Source organism: Lysobacter sp. A421 (assembly GCF_054052145.1).
In genome coordinates, this window is sequence record NZ_JBSVRL010000001.1 from 317085 (window position 1) to 334547 (window position 17463).

Sequence of the window (17463 nt, forward strand, 5' to 3'; positions counted from 1 at the left end):
GAGCAGGGGAGAAAGGAGGTCCCCAGGATGGCAGACGCCTTCGGATTGTCAATAGAAATCCGGCTCGTCAGCCTGCAGTGAAGACGGGACGTATGGCTGGCTCACCCAGCGTGCACCGGGCCTTCGCGAATGCGGCGTCCACAACGCCCGAAAGCTCGTCATCAGAGAGGTACATGAGATCCACGAGTTCGTTCTGAAGGCGCAGTATCTTGGTGGCGGTCCGCATCAGCTGCTCGTGTTCGCCCAAGGGAGCGGACTGGATCATCCTGAGCCAGCCTTCTCCCAAGGCGAGTGCGACCCGCGGGCGTCCCCCAAGGGAAGGCCGCTCCACAATCTGTACCGCCGCATCCTCGGGCATGGACGACGTCAGCCTCCATTGTTCAGGGTGATGCCTGCCGCGGTCCAGCGCCTTGCTGCGGAGCCAGAGGCGCTGGAAGGCGTTGCGTACACCGCCTTCGAAGCGCTCCTTGTTCAAGTCCTTGAAGCGCCAGGCAACAAGGTCCGGCGCGACAACGGTCGTGATGAACGCCCAGACGTCATTCCGCAGGGCCTCGCCCGATTGCAGGGCAGCGTGCTCGGCGAGGTAGACAGCCGATTCCCGATCGAACATCGCGCGCGAGAGCAGATTTGGATAGCCGCACTGCTCTGCAATTTCCCGGAGGCCATCCGCAATCTTGTAGGCCGTTTCCGGTGACCTGGCCCCGCCACTGGGCGCGAAGGATATGAGGTCGGAGTAGGTGCCCAGTGCGGTGGCCTGACCGAGGGCAGGGGGAGGCTTGGGTGCGTGTGCGGCGAAGATACTGGCAACCCCGGATTTCGAAAGCCGCGGAAACAGCAAGGTCATGCCGAATCCCCCACCGCTGCCAACGCGAGCAGGGTGGCCCGGAACACGTTCGGCCGGTCTTGCATGATCGCGAGGATTGATGCGTGGCCGTGGCCAGGGAACGCATTGTCCAGCCAGAACCGGACCTGGTGGCCTACGGAGCCCTCCTCGCACCGTTCGAGCAGATCTTCGGCATCTTCATCTGCGAGCGTTGTGCTGATCATCTGGGTCATCACATCGGCCACGATCGCTTGAAGCGTCGGAGGGTCTCCGGCGACGAACCGCTCCGCAACGGTCTCAAGGTCGGAGTTGATGTAAACGCGCACAGTTCCTCCGAAGTCCGCTTCCAGGGCGTGGGGACTCCAGTCCACGTACCAGGGGGCATAGGAGTGGAGTTGTCCGGCGAAGGTGTGGGAGAAGCTGGTCAGTTCAATCGGGAATCGGGAGTCGCCGCCATCCTCGAGCAATATGTCCTGCTGGCTTGACCACAGTCGCGAGCCAGGAAGCGAAGGTGAAAGCGGGCTTGCCGTGGTGGGCGGCGCCGCGAGTACTATCTGCAGATCCAGCCTCATTCGCCCTGACAGAAGGTTCCCGTCGATGTTGCCGGCAAGGCTGATTGCCCCATCCGTGCCAGAAATTTCGCACCGCGCGAGCTCCCAAGAACGCCGCGGCAAGGACCCCGCCCCTGTTCCAGCGTGGAGCACTGCACAAAGGCGAAGCTCGGGCAAGGGAATGCCAAGTGATTCCGACGCCAAGGTCATGTCCACTGACGCATGTGCCAGAACGTCGACAGCCTGGGCGTAATCCCACCCTTGAAGGGCATCTCCCGCCGGCATCAGCGGCGATCCGGAAGGCCCGATCAGCAACTCGTGGATCACGGCGGAATCAGACAGGACAAGGAACGGTAGTGCGACGTTGCTCATTGCCCCTCATCCCATTCAAGCCGTGCCCTGACGCCTGCCGCAGCATCTGTTGGAGCACGCACTGCAATCGTGATCGTTCCTGAGTGCTGTCCAACCGAAAGCATTGGGCTGGCGGTAGCCAACCCTGCTGACGGGAGTGAGAGTTCTACCAGCGCTACCTGGTACTCATTGGGCAGGTCACCGGCATCTGCGCGTCCGCCGTCGGCAACCAGGTGCGGTTCCACAACCACGCGGAGTCTGGGATAGGTGCCATCGTTCTTGAGTTCGGATTCAAACCGGGCGATGCGGTGATCGTCCTCGCCAAGCTCCAGCGCGACAAATTCTGGCCGGGTGATGCTTACACCCTTGCGCGTAGATGGGGGGCGTCGGGAACGTGACACGCGTCCGGGACCGCGGCCGGAACTTCCTGCAAGCAGGCGTCCCATGACGGCGGCGGTAGGGGCCAGCGACGGTCCGGATTCGCTGCCCGTAACGGCAGCACGCTCCGACTGCGTCACCAAGCGGGCCGCTTCCTTGAGCCGGGTCAGAGCAACGTTGACGAAGGTCCTGGGGCGGCCTTTCGGAAGGTTGGAAGGGATCCAGTCGTCGTGTGCGGGAGGCTCCGCATCCGCGAACGCGGCTTCCACCTCGTCGTCGTCAGAGCAGATGAAAACGCCTGCCCACTCGTAGCGCGGATCGGCGAAGGAGTCTCCGGGGAGATACTTGACCACAAGCTCCACGGGTCTCATCAGCGCGATATGGGATGCCGGGGAAGGTATTGCACTGTCGCTCCGCATGGCAGAGCCAATGCGCTGCGCCGACATCCCCTTGCTGACGACAAGATTGCCCAGAAACTTGGCGGGGTTGCGGGACATGATGGATTGTTGTTGCTCTCCCGCCCGTTGGAGGTCCAGTGCACGACTGAAAAGGTCGAGTGGCGGAAAATCTTCGGGGGCCGGGATCTGCACCTCCGTTCCGTCCACCTCGAGCGTAATGGCGAGGCGCCGGTGGGAGGGTGTTGACCGGGTCATCCGTGGCCAGAAATTCCAGAGCACGGTCTCGATCAGCTCATCTGTGATCTCGTCCAGTGTTTCGGACTCGAACAACGGATCCAGGATCGCCACCGTGGTGCCTGACCGTCCCAGCGGGCGCACAGGCAGTCCGATGGCCTCGGCAACGGAGACGGCGTGGTCGCCGGTCGCGGGCTCAAGGTTGCCATCGACAATTGGGCCGCCCCACCAGTGGCGGCCGGTAAAGCGGCGCCGATTTCCCGAGTCGTCGAGTGCGTCGAATGCCTCGCCCAAGTGGCATCCCATCATCCTGCGGACAGGGAGTCCTCCACTGGTCGTAAGGCTGTCTGTCAGGATCGTGGCGCATGAACTGAGCGCATAGAGGGACGTTTTTCCATAGCCATAGGTCCCCCCGCCCTGGTGGGTGTCGCGGCTGGCACCGACGTTGCGCAGGAAGTTGACGAAGTTGTGCGGTTCGTTGCCGACGTCCGGCACATCCGCGCGGGTCGGGCCGGCCAAGCCGACGGCATTGAAGTCGCAGATCTCAAATAGCCGAATGTCGGTCTTTGCGAGGACTTGCTCGAAGGCCTCGCGTGAACTTCCGGCCCCTGGGAGCGACGAGAACGCCAGCTCACGTAGCGCCTCGCGCTCGGCTGGAGCAAGGGTACGGAGTCTCAGGAGCACCTCCGTGGGTTGATCCCCGAGCGCAGCATCCACGCAATTTTGCAGAGATTCACGGATGACGGTTTGAACGAGGCTGAGATCCGGTCTACCGAGAAGCCGGCGAAAGCCTTCGCCATGCATATTTCCGGTTGCGGCGAAGGGCTCACTGAACAGTTGAAGGGGCTCGCTCATGCAAGGAACCTTTCGATCACACCGTCGACTCCATCGTCATCAAGCTCGAACGCAGCCGCGAATTGAAGGTCGACGTCGTACGCAATGTTTGTTAATCCAGACGGCGGCTTGCCGGCGGCGAACGCTTCCCGCGTGATGGCCGGAAATCCGGGGCCGACGTTGTACGCGCTGACGCCTTCCAGGTTGAAAGACCGTCGGTTCCACTCGTTTGCATGATGGTCATGGCATCCGAGCTCGCCGAGACGGGTCCTTAGAGTGGGCTCGTGAATTCCGAGCGCGATTAGATCGTCCACCAGTTTCCCTACCGACAGAAGGCCACTGGCGGTCCGCTCGATGCGGACATGGAACAACACCAAGGTTCCGTCGGATGGCGCGGAAAGCTGCTCGATGCCGTGGATCGAAACTACCTTCCGATCCGCTCGCAGCGACGTCTTAACCTCGATTGCGTGTCGTGCGCGACGGAAGTCGTGACGTTCCGCATCCGGGCCTGTCCAGGCATGCAGTGCGTCGACGTCCTCGTTGCACAGGCGTGACAGCACGAACAACTCCCCGACGAGTCCAGCGATGACCTCGTCGGACACGTCATTTGGATGTGCCTGGCTGAGCAGGTCACGGAAATCCCGGATGCCACCTGTTACTGCGATGGAAGGAGAGGCTCCTGCCTGCAATCGCTTTAGGATCTCGCTCGCAAGCTCCGCAAAGACGGACTCCAAGCGGCCGTCCACGCAGGTCAGGTCAATGAAGATCCCCGAATTGCCTTCAATCGTCAGCCTCACCAGCTCCAAGCTGAGGTTCTGTGCCTCCTGCGCGGCCAAGCGGATGGTGGAAGAGCAGGGCACCAGAAGACGAGGCTCCCCGTATGCGCCCAGCGCGTATCGGACACGTCCGTATCCACTGTCGACTGGGCTGACAAGTGTTGAGACTTCGTCGCCATCATCGCGGACTCTGGCCCTGAGTCGCCCCCATAAAGGGGCAGGGTGGCTAGAGGTCACTGGGGCTCCCCGCTGTACGCCGCCTCTTCGACCTCGATCTCCTCGGAGGATGGAGCGTCCAGCCGGACTTCGAAGTAGTTGCCCGACCGGTCCCTCACGCCAGGGAACACGATGCCGAAACCAAGTAGGTCGCCCACCGCGTCAAGTGCACAACGGGTCTTGCTGCCGGGCCGCGGGGAAGAAATCTTGTTGATGGGATACAAGAGCAGCAAGGGCACGGACGGGCGTCGGGTTTTCAGGACGTCCCACTTTTCATGTTTTTCGAAGGACTGGTCTTCGGTATCCACCAGGATGTCGCGCTTGGACATCAGGGCCTTGATGTCCGCAAAATCGGTCCCCGTGTCCTTGAGTTGCGCGCGGCGGACCGTCCCAACTGGACCCAGCGCACCGAGCGGCCGTTCCGACATCGGTGCGTCGGATGCCGTGACCACGGCGATGTTCCACTTCGAAAGTTTTTGCTCGGCGGCGTCCAGGTAACCCAGGAGCAGGTCCTCCTTCAGGTCCATGTGGGCGGTGCAGATGCGGTACTCCTTCAGGAACTGCCGGACCAGCGAGACAGGCACTCCCCTGAAGAGGCAAGTGCCGGGTTCACGGTGTGCAGCCGCATCGGTAACCAGTTGCCCCGCAGCCTTCCAGTTGCCCGTTACGACGTCCAGATCCTGATGCTCAAAGCGGATGGTCTGGATGTGGCGGCCATCGAAGCTGATGCTTGTCCGGTATGCGTGCCTCATCTTGGATGCAGCGGTGATGGCCATACCCGGAATGCTCCGCACCCTGACGGCGAAGTCGAGGGGGGTCGCGCTCCGTTCGTGGTAGACCGCGATCTCTTCTCGCACTTCCTCCTCGATCTGCGCAAGGGCCCGAAAATCAGCAGCCAGCTCGGCGGTCGTCCACAGTCGGGGCAGGTCGTCGTAGCCGTGGCGGTACCCGAACCATCGGCCCATCTGCAGGAGGGTGTCGTATTGCCGTGAAGTGCGGAGAAAAAACGAGACCGCCAATCCTTCAAGGGTGAGACCGCGGGACAGCACCGACCCACCAACCACTATGTAGGTCCTGGCTGGATCCGAGTAGTCGAGCCGCTCATCGATGTCGGTGGCGCTGTTTTCGACCACGACTTCGAGTGCATCCAGTGATTCGCTGATCCGGGCCGTGAGTTCAGCACCCACAGGGAAGTGGCCGGGATCCGGGCCGGATGCGGTTTCCTTCGCGATCAGCTCCAGCATTCGTCCATGGCTTGGCCCGACCCGCTTGCGAAGATCCTCTCCATGCGAAGTGATCCAGCGCGAGATCAGGTCCGCGGTTCGTTGGTGGGGCGTGATGTTGGCCGATGTGTGCACCAGCATCGTCATGTGTTTGTCGTGCTGGCCGCGCGACCGCCTCACGGCGCAGGTGACCAGGAACCAGAGGATCGCGTCCCGCAGGTCCGGTCCCATCACTGGTTCAAAATCCTCCCGGTCCTTTGCGCGGGCCGGACGGTAGAAATCGAGATCATCCTTGATGACGCGGATCATGTTCCGACCCGTCTCTGGATCGCCACTTGCGTCGTCGGGCTCCTCGCCAAACACTTCCCGGGCACCGAAGTAATCTTTCGGCCGCGGCAATGCGGTAATGAAGTCCTCCGGGTACAGGTCGTCCAGAACTTCCTTGTTGAAAGGGAAGGGATCGACGAAGACGTTCGCGAACGGTGTCGCCGTGTACCCGACATACGAGACGGCAGGAAGAGCTGTGATGATTTCCCGGATCTGCTCGTTGATCCTGGTCATGTCAAATTCGCGGGCTGCGGAATTAACGGAGGCCTGATCGCACTCGTCATCGATCAGCAGCACACGCAACTTCCCGAGGATGGCGTTGGGTGTCGATGCAATCGTGCGGCGGAATGCTTCCAGCCGGTTTGTTTCCTTCTTCATGACGGCTAGTTGTGCCGTCCCGGCGCGCGGCATCGTGAAGCTCCGGTTGGCCGGGTCGATGAAGTCGCCGTCGTGGTCCTCAGTGGTGTACAGCTGCCAGTTGTGCCGGTGGCGCTTGACCACGTCAGTTTCGATCCGCGTCTGCGTCTGCGCACGCAGCTTGTTGGTCACGCCTGCAAGCAGGACGACCAGGTTGTAGCCGGCATCTACCGCCTTCGCGATCACGGCAGTCATGTTTGCAGTCTTGCCTGACTGCACGTAGCCCACGACCAGCCCACGACAGCGGAATTGCGCGTTCCTTGGGTTCGCGAGCAAGGAGACAATCTCCGTCGAGCTGTCATCGATCGACTGGATCGTCTCGTTGTCCCACCCCTTGGCGTTCTGCAGATAGCCGCGTACCGCCGGCCAATGCAGCGACGTTGGGGAGGGACCGTCGTACCACTGCTCCCGAGGCTTGATGATCGAGTTGCGGCGCAGCACCTCGATAGGTCCGAGGCGCGCGTTCACCTCTTTGATGGCGTTCTCGAGGTCCTGCTTCAGCTGACCTTCGATGGGTATCCCAAGCCCGGCGAGTTCCGCCTTGACTTCGGCAGCTGCCGTTGCGACGGAATCATGTCGAGGAAGCTTGTCCTCGATGCTCTGTATGAATCGATTGAGCTGGGTTGTCACGACTTCCCCCCTGTAGGACGTCATGTATGCGTGTGCTCGGATCATCGTTCCGACTTGGGTAAGCGGTCAACCAGGCGTGGCCGGCCCCATGCGGCTCGTTGGCTTTCGTTCGGTCTCGCTCAAGGAGCCTCGCAATGCGGGCTGTCATTTTTCAGTTGGCGCTTTGCTCTCGTTCAAGCCAAAGGTAGGACTTCTGGCAGATGTTCGACAGCTTCTGACACGTCAGCTTGAGCGCAGGCCCCTCCGCCGCCTGAAACGTTGAATACTGGTCAAAGACCATGGAGCACCAGATGACCTCGAACCGATTGCAACGCGCGGCGCTGATCTTGTTGGTTGCCGCACTGCCCATGCAGGCTGTCGCCGCTGAGTCTTCGCCAGCGCCAGAGCCCGCGAAGGTGATGGTGATGGGGGTGTTTCATTTCGCAAACCCCGGGCGGGACATGGTCAAGTCGGGAGTCATCGATGTGATGACCAATGACAACCAGGCCTACCTGGACGGGCTGGCGACACGGTTGGCGGCATTTCGGCCCACCGACATACTGGTTGAATGCGACCCGTCGGATCAGGCCCGGTTCGACAAGAACTTTGACGGATACAAGAAGGGGACGTTCGCGCTCAAGTCCAACGAGATCTACCAGATCGGGTTCAAGGTGGCGAAAGCCGCCAGGGTCGACAAAATCACGTGCTTTGACGAGGGGAATGTCGGCTGGGATGCGGAGCCGATGTTCAACTACATCAAGGCGAACGATCCCCAGATGCAGGCGTCGATGGATGCGATGTACAAATCGCTGTCCGAGCGCTCGGGCCGCGAGCAGTCCACATTGTCCCTGCCGCAATTGCTGCAGCTGAGCAATGATGCGGAGCGAGATCGTGAGAACAAGGACCTGTACATCCGCACCAACGCTGTCGATGCGGGTGGCAGCTTCGCCGGTGCCGATGCTTCGGCCAGCTGGTGGCACCGTAATTTCCGCATGTATGCCAACGTGCAGAAAGCCGCGACTCCGGGCCATCGCGTGCTCGTGGTGGCGGGGTCAGGGCACACAGCGATCTTGAAGGATCTGCTCGCAATAGACAGCCAACGGCCATCGGAGGATGTGAGCGGTTATTTGGTGCCCTGACCCCGTTCTGCACGGATGAACAACCTGCCGAGAGATCACATCCGGGGATGAACCGAACCGGTGCTCACTTGTGCCAAGCGGATTGCAGCTTGAGAATCCGGGGAGGTTCGCACGGAGACTCCCCATGGCCATTCCCTTCCATTGCCGCTGCGGCACGGTTCAGGGCGAGATCGAGCCCGGCGCTGTCTACGCCCGCGCCGTCTGCTATTGCCGCGATTGCCAGGCCTTCGCCCGCGCGCTCGGCAGCGAGCAAGAGGTGCTGGATCCGAACGGTGGCACCGACATCGTCGCCATGGCACCCGACGGACTGCGCTTCACTGCGGGCATCGGGCAGGTGGCCTGCCTGTCGTTGAGTCCCAAGGGCCTGCTGCGCTGGCATTCGGCCTGCTGCAACACGCCCATCGGCAACACGGCGCGGGATCCGAAGCTGCCGTATGTCGGGGTGCTGGCCCGTTGCATGGACGTGGCGCCCGACGTGCTGGATGCCGCGATCGGGTCGCCGCGCATCGCCTTGAATACGGCTTCCGCGCGTGGCGAGGTCGCAGCCACACCGGTGCGGGCCGCCTTCGGCATCGTGCGGATCATGTGGGGCGTGCTGCGGGCGAAGTTGAGCGGTCGCCATCGTGACAACCCGTTCTTCGATCCGGCAACATCCCGGCCCTTGGCCGAGCCGCGGGTGCTGACGCGGCAGGAGCGCGCCAAGTCTAAAACGGGGTCAGGTTCACTTCTCGATTAGCGAGGCGACCGTAGCTGGTGAAGGGAACCTCGTCGCCGGCACCGTCCACGCCGCCTCCGGTCAGGACCTTGGTCAGGTCGATCCCGGCGGGAATGTGCTGGCCGACCCGACTCCTCACAATCCGTACCCGACCAGGCATTGGGCAGCGCTGCGCTGGGGCGTGGCGCCCGAAATGCGATGATCCAGCGCAGACACCGTTCCCCTCGAAGACAAGGTCATGTCCCAACGCATCCTGGTGTTCTACGGTTCCTATCGTTCCGACCGCATGGGCATCCGTCTGGCCGACTATTGCGTGCGCACGCTTCAGGCGCGCGGCATCGACGCGGAGTTGATCGATGCCAGGGCGGTCGGCCTGCCGATGCTGGACCGCATGTACAAGGAGTATCCGGAGGGCCAGGCACCGGAGGCAATGGAAGCGCTGGCCGGCAAGATCCGCGGTGCCGATGGCTTCGTGTTCGTCACCGGCGAGTACAACTGGGGTATGCAGCCGGGCCTGAAGAACCTGACCGACCACTTCCTGGAGGAGTGGTTCTGGCGTCCCGCCGGTATCGTCAGCTATTCAGCCGGGCGCCTGGGCGGTGCGCGCGCGAATGCCGCCTGGCACGGCACCCTGTCGGAAATGGGCATGGTGGTGATCTCCAGCACGGTGGAGGCCGGGCCGATTGCAAAGACCCTGGACGACCAGGGCCAACCTCTGGAAGCGGCCGGCAAGTCGCTCGAACGCAGCTTTGCCCGCTTCGCGGATGATCTGACGTGGTGGGCCGAGGCCGCGCGTTTGCAGAAGGTGCGTCGGGCGCCGCCGTATTAGGGAAACGGGGGGGGAACGGGGTCGGGGGAACGGGGTCAGGTTCACTTATCTGTGGAAGCGGCCTTGCGAGGACGATGCGGGGGCCGGGTGTCGGAGCATGCCTCCCCCTTTTCGCCGTCGGCCGAGCACATGCCCGCGAGGCTGGCCGCGCGCAAACTCGCCTGTGCCAGGTCCGGGTGGCGTTCGGCTGCCTCCAGGGCCAGAAGGAAATGACGCACCGCCTCTTCGCCGTCGCCTCGACGCAGCGCCACCCCGCCCAGCACATTCAGACCCCGGATGCGGCTGTTGACAACCCACGACGTCCCGGCGTGCGCACGCTCGGCCATCCGGGCAAGCCGCGGCTGCAGCAGCGACACCGCCTCGTCGTCGAGGCCGAGGCGATGATACTGCGCCGCAAGCCCGGACAGGACATGCAGGTGGAAGTCCGGCGACACCCCGGCGAACCGGCCGGAAACCGCTTCGGCGCGTCGAAGCGCCGCCACCGACTCCTGGTGCCGGCCCATGCGCTCCAACGTCCAGCCCAGGTAGGCCAGCATCGCGCCCAGGCCGGGCGTGGGGCCATCGTTCATCCGCTCGTAGTCGGCGATCTGGTGGCGGTACGCCTGTACCGCTGCGGCCGGATCGCTGCGCACCCGCGCCAGGGCGGCGGTGAAGCGGTAGTAGAGGAGGGCGGGATCGTCCGCGCCGTAAAGCCTCCGCGCGATCGACAGCGCGCGATCGGCATGCCCGGCGGCGACGCCATCGCTGCCGGCGGCAGTGTGCGCCATGGCCAGTGCCGCCAGCCCCTGGATGAGCAGTTCGGGCTGGGCGTCATCCCGCGATTGCAGGCCATCGACGATCGACTCCAGTTCGGCGACCAGGCCGTCGAGCGGCCGGTCGCCCACGGTGAGATGGTCGAACAGCAGGTTGATCCGGACCCGCAGGATCTCGTCGGGGTCCGCGTCCGGCGCCTGCTCCAGCAGAGCGATCGCCTCGTGGCCGGCGACCGTTGCCGATGCGGTATCCAGCGCCATCGAGTATGCCCGCCGGAGCGCGGCCTTGGTCCGGCCGCGCTCGATGGGCGGCGCTCCGGTCCGCTGCAACAGCGCATCGGCCTCGCGCAGGAGCGGGATGGCACGGTCTCCCATGTCCAGCGCGGTGTAGCCTCGGCCGACCGACAGCAGCAGTGCCGCCCTGACCTCCGGCGCCAGGGCGCCGCCGTCTCGCAAGCGCTCCACGCCCAGCTCCAGCGCCTGGGCCACGGTGAGGCGGTTGCCGCGGGTGCGGGAGGGGTCGGCATCCTCGAACAGCCCGCGCATGAAGTCCGCCAGCGCCTGCGCCTTGTCGCGCTCGAGCTGCGTCTGCCGCAGCTGCGCTTCGCGCTCGACCGCGAAGCCGGCCAGGAGCGCGGCGATCACCACGGCCACCGCGACGCCGCTGCGATAGCGGTGGACGAAACGCCGCGCGCGATACCACCACTGCCCGCGCCGGGCCAGCACCGGGCGCGAGTCGAGGTGGCGCTGGAGGTCGATGGCCAGGTCGGCAACACCTGCGTAACGTTCGCCCGGCGCGGCCCGCATCGCCTTCAACACGATGGCGTCGATGTCGGCGGGAATCTTCAGCCGCCGCTCCGCGCCGGGCCGCGCGGTGGCGGCTCCCGCGGAGCGGGCCCGGCTCGGCGGTGGCACCTCGCCGCTCAGGATCGCGTGCGTGAGGGTCAGCGGCGACTCCGACTGCGGGAACGGGCGTACGCCGCTGACCAGTTCGTACAGCACCACGCCGAGCTGCCAGACATCGCTCGCGGTGCTCAGGGTCTGGTTGCGGATCTGCTCGGGGCTGGCATAGGCCAGGGTCAGCGCATGCTGCCCGGTTTCGGTGCGCGCGGCGGCGCCATCGCCCAGCAGGCGCGCGATGCCGAAGTCCAGCAGCTTGGGCTCGCCGTCGGCGTCGACCAGGATATTGGCGGGCTTGAGGTCGCGGTGGATCACCAGGTGCCGATGCGCGTACTGCACGGCCGCGCAGACCTTCAGGAACAGCCGGATCCGCGCCTGCAGCGACAGCGTGCGCGCTGCGCACCAGCGGTCGATGCGCTCGCCCTCCACGTACTCCATGGCCAGGAACGGCTGACCATCGCGCATCCGTCCTGCATCCAGCAGACCGGCGATGTTGGGATGCGAGAGACCGGCCAGGATGCGCGCTTCCGAGGCCAGGCGCCGTGACGCGTCCTCTTCTGGCCAGGCCTCGGCATCCAGCAGCTTGAGCGCGACACGCTGCAGCCCGTCGCCGAACCGGCGCTCGGCCAGGTACACCACGCCCATGCCGCCGCGCCCCAACTGCCGCAGCACGCGGTAGTCGCTGCCCGCCGCCGCCTCCACCTGCGCGCCGCTCAGGTCGGGCGCCTCCCGCCCCGACACATTCCGTCCGGACGCTTCCGGCGCATCCGGCTCGTCCAGCGGGCGCTGCAACCATGTGACCTCCGTCCGCAGGGCCTCGTCGTCGCCGCACTCCACGGCGACGAACGCCGCGCGGGCAGTGTCCGGCAGCGTGTCGGCCGCCGCCACGATAGCCTTGGCCCGCAAGTAGAGCTGACGCCTCTCCACACCTTCCCCTGCCACGATCGTGGCCCGAGTATAGGGAATCGGTTGCGAGCCTTCCCACCCGCTTCAACCGTGACACCCACCGACTACAGCAGTGCGTTCGGGGTGGACAGCGTCCAAGTCGGCGATATCGTCTGTCGGGTTCCGAGCCCGCTGACGGGGGTCGCGCGCCCCGGTTAAACTCCCCAGGGCGCTTGCCGAGCGCCGTTGAAGATGTCGATACCTCGGCGTAAAGGGGTCGGCTCACCAGAGTGGATCCCCCATGGAATTTGGAATCGAGGCCATCGCCCTGCTGATGGGCGTTGCCTTCATCGCAGGCGTCATCGACGCGATCGCGGGCGGCGGCGGGTTGCTGACCATCCCGGCGCTGATGGCGGCCGGCGTGCCGCCGATCCAGGCGATCGCCACCAACAAGCTGCAGAGCACCTTCGGCACCGCGAGCGCGGTGCATGCATTCGCGCGCAAGGGGCGGATCGACTTCAAGCGCTTCGCCAAGCCGGCGATCGGTGCATTTGTCGGCTCGACGCTGGGCGCGTGGACGCTACAGCGCATCGACCCCGCGTTTCTGGCCGGGCTGATCCCGGTGCTGCTGATCCTGATGGTGATCTACTTCACCGTTGCGCCGAAGGCTTCGGAAGAGGACCGCCACAGTCGGTTCGGCACCGGCGCGCTGGTCGGGCTCGCCACGGCGATCGGTTTTTACGATGGCTTCTTCGGCCCGGGTGCGGGGTCGTTCCTGGCCACCGCGTTGGTCGCGCTGTTCGGCATGGGGCTGGTCTCCGCCACCGCGCATACCAAGTTCCTCAACCTGTCCAGCAACATCGCGGCGTTGATCACGCTGACGATCGGTGGCCACGTGCTGTGGGCGATCGGCTTGCTGATGGCGGTGTCGAGCGTCGCTGGCGGGCAGGTCGGCGCGCGCCTGGCGCTGCGCGTCGGCGGCAAGGTGATCCGGCCGCTGCTGGTGGTGATGGCGTTGGCGTTGACGGTCAAGTTGCTGGCGGATCCGGCGAATCCGTTGACGGCGTGGGTGATGGCAAAAACGGGGTCAGGTTGACTTCGCCAAAAACGGGTGAGTTTAACTTCGCGATCTGGCCGCGTTCAGGCGGCCCCGCTTACGGTCGGGTTTCTGTTCCCCGGGAGCACACCATGAACCACGTGATCCGTGGCATCGCCATCGTGCTGTCCATCAGCGTCCTGCTCCTCGCCGGTTGCGTGAGCCCCGGCGGTTACGACAGCTACCCGGGTGGATACGGACAGCCCGACCCGGGCTACTCCGGGCAGTACGGCAGCCAGCTGCAGGGCACCGTGGAGGGCGTCGACACACGCTACGGCCGCATCGTGCTGGTCGTCGACGACCCGCGCACCCGGCGCTCAGAGCGCACAGACGTCCGCTACGACCAGCGCACCCGCCTGTTCTACCAGGGGCGCGAGCACCCGGTGGGGGGGCTGGAGCGGGGCGACGTCATCCGGGTCGATGTCGCCTCGTCGGGGCGCGAACTCCTGGCGCGCTCGATCGAGGTCGTGCGCAATGTCCGCGATGGCGGGTATGGCGGCGGCTACGGCCAGGACCTGCGCGGTCCGGTTGCCTTTGTCGACCCGCGGGCGCGATTGATCGGGCTGGACGGCGGCGGCTACAGCAACGCGACGCGACTGCGTTACGACAGCCGCACCACGGTCGAGTACCAGGGTCGCCGCTACCGCCCCGAGGACCTTGAGCGCGGGGATTTGGTGCGGATCGAGGCGCGGCGGATCGGCAACAACGAATGGCTGGCTGAGCGCATCGTCGTGGAGCGCTCGGTCCGGCGATGATGGGCGTGTCGCGCAGGCCGAACAGAATGGCGCCCTTTACACATACCCCACTCGCATTTCGACACACGCCCGGTAACGTTCAAAGCCCCCACCTCGCGACGCGGGGGCAGTGACGTTCCGCACTGCCGTTCCGGCCCTCGCGACCATCGGAGAGGCGTCATGTCGAATGTCGTTATCCACCCGGCCCTGCCTGGATTGCTCATCACCCTCGCGGCCGCGGCGAGCGCCGGTTGCGGCCTGTCATCGGAGGGCCAGGCGCAGGCCGCCGAGCACCCCGCGAACCCGGCGCCGACGCCGGCGCTCATTGCCGAAGGCCAGCAGATCTTCCGCTACGACACCTTCGGCGACGAGCAGCTCTGGACCGACCGCCTGCGTATGCACGAGGTGGTCGCGACGATCGATCCAATCACTGCGCTCGCGGTTGGGCTCAAGGTCGATTCGGAGGCGCTGCCGCCGGGCATCCTCGAAACCGCTGACCTGAGCGATCCGGCCACCACTGCGGCGCTGTTGAGCCTCGACGCGGTGCTCGGCATCAAGGCCGACGTCGACGCCGATGGCCGCATCACCCGGCTCGGCATCACCTGCGCGCTGTGCCATTCCAGCGTCGACGATTCGGTCGGGCCCGGCATCGGCCGCCGCATGGACGGCTGGGCCAACGTCGACCTCGACCCGGGCTTCATCATCGCGCTGTCGCCGGCGGTGTCGCCGGAGGACAGGGCGGTGTACATGAGCTGGGGGCCGGGCAAGTACGACCCCCGCTTCAACATCGACGGCCTCAACACGCCGATCGTGCTGCCGCCGGCCTACGGGCTGCGCCACATCCGCAACGAGACCTTCACCGGCGACGGCACGGTGTCGTACTGGAACGCCTACGTCGCGGTGACCCAGATGGGCGGGCAGGGCAACTTCTCCGATCCGCGCCTGGGCATCGACGTGCGCCAGACGCCCGACCTCGTCACCCCGAAACTGCCGGCGCTGCGCGCGTACCAGCTCAGCCTTGAGGCACCGCTGCCGCCGGTGGGCAGCTATGACCGCGTTGCCGCGCGGCGCGGCTTCCCGGTGTTCGCGCGCAACTGCATGGGCTGCCACGTCGCCAAGACCCGCACCGACAACATCTCCGGCCTATTGCACGCGCCGGAGGAGACCGGCATGGACGGCGCGTACGCCGCGCGCACCGCCAACAAGGCCTACCGCACCACGCCGCTGCGCGGCCTCTGGCAGCACCCACCGTATTTCCACGACGGCAGCGCGGCCACGCTCGTCGAGGTGGTCGAGCATTACGACGAGACGCTGGCGCTTGGCTTGACCGCGGACGAACGCGAGGACCTGGTCGAGTACCTCAAGACGTTGTAGGGCTCCCGGTGTGCGCATGCCGGATGCCACAATGCCGGTCATGGCCCACGACACGCAGCTGTTCGCGACGGATACGGTCACGGTCCGTGATATCCGCTGTGCGGCCCCGCGCGGCGGCTGCGGGGCCGAGCGGGGCGATGAGGGCGCGCACATCGCACTGGTGCGGCGCGGCGCCTTCGCCTACCACTCTGGCAACCGCCGCCACCACGCCGACCCGACCACCGCGTTGTTCCATTGCGCGCGCCACGCCTATCGCATTTCGCACCCCGTCGAAGGCGGCGACCGGTGCACCATCATCGCGTGTGCCCCCGGACTGGACGAGGAGGTATTCGGCCGGGACGCGCTTGAGGGGCGACGGGTGGAATTCGCGGTGGATCCGCGGAGCCAGTTCGCCCACCTCGCGCTGTGGCGGGAGCTCGCGTGCCCGGGAGGCGACCGGATGAGCAGCGAGGAACTGACGCTGGAGCTGATCGGGCTCCTGCGTCCGTTGCCGGTCGTCCCGGTGCGGAACGCGTCAGCACGGCGTCGCTTCCAGCGCCAGCTCGACGATGCACGAATGCTGCTTGGCGACTGCCTGGACCGCAATGTCGGTGTCGACGTCGTCGCCCGGACCGTCGGGCTTTCGCCCTTCCACTTGATGCGCAGTTTCCGGGCGTACACCGGCCAGACGATGCGCGGGTACCGGCGGCGCTTGCGGGTGGCGGCCGTGCTGGATCGACTGGACGAGGGCTGCGAGGACCTGACCCGGTTGGCGCTGGATGTCGGATTCGCCAGCCACAGCCACATGGACGCCGCCTTCGGCCGCGAACTCGGCCTTGCCCCGGCCGCGGCGCGGGAACGGCTGGCGCCGTCGCGGCGCCGTGCGATGCGCACGTTTTTGCAAGTCCCGCGGCCACCGTCCCGCTAGCTTGTGGTTTTCCCGCAATGAGGCATCACCATGATGCTTGTCGGTCTTGCACTTGCCCTTGCATTGGCTTCACCCCCGCACGGGGAGTTGTTCGGCTCTGGCCTGTTCTCCACCCAGTACGACGACGCCCACATTACCTTCGACGCGGACGGTCGCACCGCGTACTTCCTGCGCAGCTCGCCCGACTTCGCCCACTGGACCACGCTGGTCAGCCATCAACGCGACGGCCGGTGGCAGCCGCCGGAGGTCGCGTCGTTCAGTGGCCGCTACAGCGACGCGGATGTATTCATCGATTTCGACGGCAGCCGGATGCTGTTTATCTCCAACCGGCCCATCAAGGGAACGCGTGCGCGTCCCGACACCGAAATCTGGGCGATGCGGCGTACTCCAGACGGCTGGGGCCCGCCCCGCCACGTGTCGGAATTGAGCAGCCCCGGTAACGAGTGGTTTCCCACCATGACCCGTGATGGTTGGCTGTACTTCGGCTCGGAGCGGGAAGGTGGCCACGGCAAGAGCGACCTGTGGCGCGCCCGCTGGGATGGCGAGCGGTTCCTGCAACCGCAGAACCTTGGCCCGGTGATCAATACCGCGGACCAGGAGATCGAAGCCTACGTCGATCCCGACGGGCGCTACCTCGTATTCGCCGCGAAAGGGCGGCAACCCGGCGCCGGCGGGTACGACCTCTACGTAACCTATCGCTGCGCGCGTACGTGGTCCCGCCCGCGGGCGCTGGGGGCCGCCACCAACTCGGCCGGCTGGGATTTCGGGCCGCGGATCGATCCCAGTGGGAAGTACCTCTACTTCACCAGCAATCGCAGCACCTTCCGCCAGGGAAACCGGCGCTACGACATGGCAACGCTGACGCGCCGTCTCGCCAGTCCGGGGAACGGTCTTCGCGATATCTACCGCGTCGCAGTCGATGCGCTCGGCCTTGACGCCGAAAGTCCGTGTGATTGACAGCGGGGAGCTGCGGTATGCCGGGCAGGTCTAGTCGC

At 65.4% G+C, this 17463-nt stretch carries 14 protein-coding genes; 8 read left to right on the forward strand and 6 right to left on the reverse strand.

Translation table 11 applies throughout. The annotated features are described in order from the left end of the window. Positions 1 to 67: 67 nt before the first annotated feature. The 5 genes from ACW7G6_RS01450 to ACW7G6_RS01470 are packed head-to-tail and all read right to left on the reverse strand — an operon-like array spanning position 68 to position 7158. Entirely contained in the window at positions 68 to 844 is a 777-nt protein-coding gene (locus tag ACW7G6_RS01450) for a hypothetical protein (protein ID WP_456997395.1), read from the reverse strand. Then, complete coding sequence (locus ACW7G6_RS01455) at positions 841 to 1746, reverse strand: hypothetical protein (protein WP_456997396.1); 906 nt, start codon at positions 1744 to 1746, stop codon at positions 841 to 843. The genes ACW7G6_RS01450 and ACW7G6_RS01455 overlap by 4 nt, the downstream gene beginning before the upstream one ends. Then, on the reverse strand, positions 1743 to 3590 hold the full coding sequence (locus ACW7G6_RS01460) for a hypothetical protein (protein WP_456997397.1): 1848 nt from the start codon (positions 3588 to 3590) through the stop codon (positions 1743 to 1745). Before ACW7G6_RS01460 ends, ACW7G6_RS01455 begins: the two co-directional genes overlap by 4 nt. Next, entirely contained in the window at positions 3587 to 4582 is a 996-nt protein-coding gene (locus tag ACW7G6_RS01465; RefSeq protein WP_456997398.1) for a PD-(D/E)XK motif protein, read from the reverse strand. Before ACW7G6_RS01465 ends, ACW7G6_RS01460 begins: the two co-directional genes overlap by 4 nt. Beyond that, on the reverse strand, positions 4579 to 7158 hold the full coding sequence (locus ACW7G6_RS01470; RefSeq protein WP_456997399.1) for a Z1 domain-containing protein: 2580 nt from the start codon (positions 7156 to 7158) through the stop codon (positions 4579 to 4581). Before ACW7G6_RS01470 ends, ACW7G6_RS01465 begins: the two co-directional genes overlap by 4 nt. 278 nt (positions 7159 to 7436) lie before the next feature. Here ACW7G6_RS01470 and ACW7G6_RS01475 point away from each other — a divergent pair, with 278 nt between their 5' ends. The 3 genes from ACW7G6_RS01475 (at position 7437) to ACW7G6_RS01485 (ending at position 9820) form a co-directional block, all read left to right on the forward strand. Continuing rightward, positions 7437 to 8276, forward strand: a complete 840-nt coding sequence (locus ACW7G6_RS01475) for a DUF5694 domain-containing protein (protein WP_456997400.1) — start codon at positions 7437 to 7439, stop codon at positions 8274 to 8276. A 124-nt stretch (positions 8277 to 8400) separates the two neighbouring features. After that, on the forward strand, positions 8401 to 9012 hold the full coding sequence (locus ACW7G6_RS01480) for a DUF6151 family protein (protein ID WP_456997401.1): 612 nt from the start codon (positions 8401 to 8403) through the stop codon (positions 9010 to 9012). A 217-nt stretch (positions 9013 to 9229) separates the two neighbouring features. Continuing rightward, the gene (locus ACW7G6_RS01485; RefSeq protein WP_456979117.1) at positions 9230 to 9820 is read left to right on the forward strand and encodes an NADPH-dependent FMN reductase; all 591 of its coding nucleotides are present in this window, start codon (positions 9230 to 9232) and stop codon (positions 9818 to 9820) included. Between the two features lie 41 nt (positions 9821 to 9861). Here ACW7G6_RS01485 and ACW7G6_RS01490 read toward each other — a convergent pair whose 3' ends face one another. Then, a complete protein-coding gene (locus tag ACW7G6_RS01490) occupies positions 9862 to 12378 on the reverse strand; it encodes a protein kinase domain-containing protein (RefSeq protein ID WP_456997402.1) in 2517 nt (838 codons plus the stop codon). 280 nt (positions 12379 to 12658) lie between these two features. Between ACW7G6_RS01490 and ACW7G6_RS01495 the strand changes: the two genes are divergently transcribed. The 5 genes from ACW7G6_RS01495 to ACW7G6_RS01515 all read left to right on the forward strand — a co-directional run bounded on the left by ACW7G6_RS01495 (position 12659) and on the right by ACW7G6_RS01515 (position 17425). Then, on the forward strand, positions 12659 to 13453 hold the full coding sequence (locus ACW7G6_RS01495; RefSeq protein ID WP_456979119.1) for a TSUP family transporter: 795 nt from the start codon (positions 12659 to 12661) through the stop codon (positions 13451 to 13453). A 92-nt stretch (positions 13454 to 13545) separates the two neighbouring features. Further along, complete coding sequence (locus ACW7G6_RS01500; protein WP_456997403.1) at positions 13546 to 14208, forward strand: DUF5666 domain-containing protein; 663 nt, start codon at positions 13546 to 13548, stop codon at positions 14206 to 14208. A gap of 159 nt (positions 14209 to 14367) precedes the next feature. Then, positions 14368 to 15561, forward strand: coding sequence for a c-type cytochrome (locus ACW7G6_RS01505; protein ID WP_456997404.1), 1194 nt, complete (start codon positions 14368 to 14370; stop codon positions 15559 to 15561). 31 nt (positions 15562 to 15592) lie between these two features. Continuing rightward, positions 15593 to 16468 carry a helix-turn-helix domain-containing protein gene (locus ACW7G6_RS01510; protein ID WP_456997405.1) on the forward strand — a complete coding sequence of 292 codons (876 nt, stop codon included), beginning with the start codon at positions 15593 to 15595 and terminating at the stop codon, positions 16466 to 16468. A 30-nt stretch (positions 16469 to 16498) separates the two neighbouring features. Beyond that, positions 16499 to 17425: a TolB family protein gene (locus ACW7G6_RS01515; RefSeq protein ID WP_456979123.1), complete on the forward strand. Its 927-nt coding sequence runs from the start codon at positions 16499 to 16501 to the stop codon at positions 17423 to 17425. Positions 17426 to 17463: the final 38 nt, after the last annotated feature.

Bases quoted from the DNA above. Each gene is read 5' to 3' on its own strand.
- ACW7G6_RS01450 (WP_456997395.1), bottom strand. From the start codon at position 844: ATGACCTTGCTGTTTCCGCGGCTTTCGAAATCCGGGGTTGCCAGTATC.
- ACW7G6_RS01455 (WP_456997396.1), bottom strand. From the start codon at position 1,746: ATGAGCAACGTCGCACTACCGTTCCTTGTCCTGTCTGATTCCGCCGTG.
- ACW7G6_RS01460 (WP_456997397.1), bottom strand. From the start codon at position 3,590: ATGAGCGAGCCCCTTCAACTGTTCAGTGAGCCCTTCGCCGCAACCGGA.
- ACW7G6_RS01475 (WP_456997400.1), top strand. From the start codon at position 7,437: ATGGAGCACCAGATGACCTCGAACCGATTGCAACGCGCGGCGCTGATC.
- ACW7G6_RS01480 (WP_456997401.1), top strand. From the start codon at position 8,401: ATGGCCATTCCCTTCCATTGCCGCTGCGGCACGGTTCAGGGCGAGATC.
- ACW7G6_RS01485 (WP_456979117.1), top strand. From the start codon at position 9,230: ATGTCCCAACGCATCCTGGTGTTCTACGGTTCCTATCGTTCCGACCGC.
- ACW7G6_RS01495 (WP_456979119.1), top strand. From the start codon at position 12,659: ATGGAATTTGGAATCGAGGCCATCGCCCTGCTGATGGGCGTTGCCTTC.
- ACW7G6_RS01500 (WP_456997403.1), top strand. From the start codon at position 13,546: ATGAACCACGTGATCCGTGGCATCGCCATCGTGCTGTCCATCAGCGTC.
- ACW7G6_RS01505 (WP_456997404.1), top strand. From the start codon at position 14,368: ATGTCGAATGTCGTTATCCACCCGGCCCTGCCTGGATTGCTCATCACC.
- ACW7G6_RS01510 (WP_456997405.1), top strand. From the start codon at position 15,593: ATGCCGGTCATGGCCCACGACACGCAGCTGTTCGCGACGGATACGGTC.
- ACW7G6_RS01515 (WP_456979123.1), top strand. From the start codon at position 16,499: ATGATGCTTGTCGGTCTTGCACTTGCCCTTGCATTGGCTTCACCCCCG.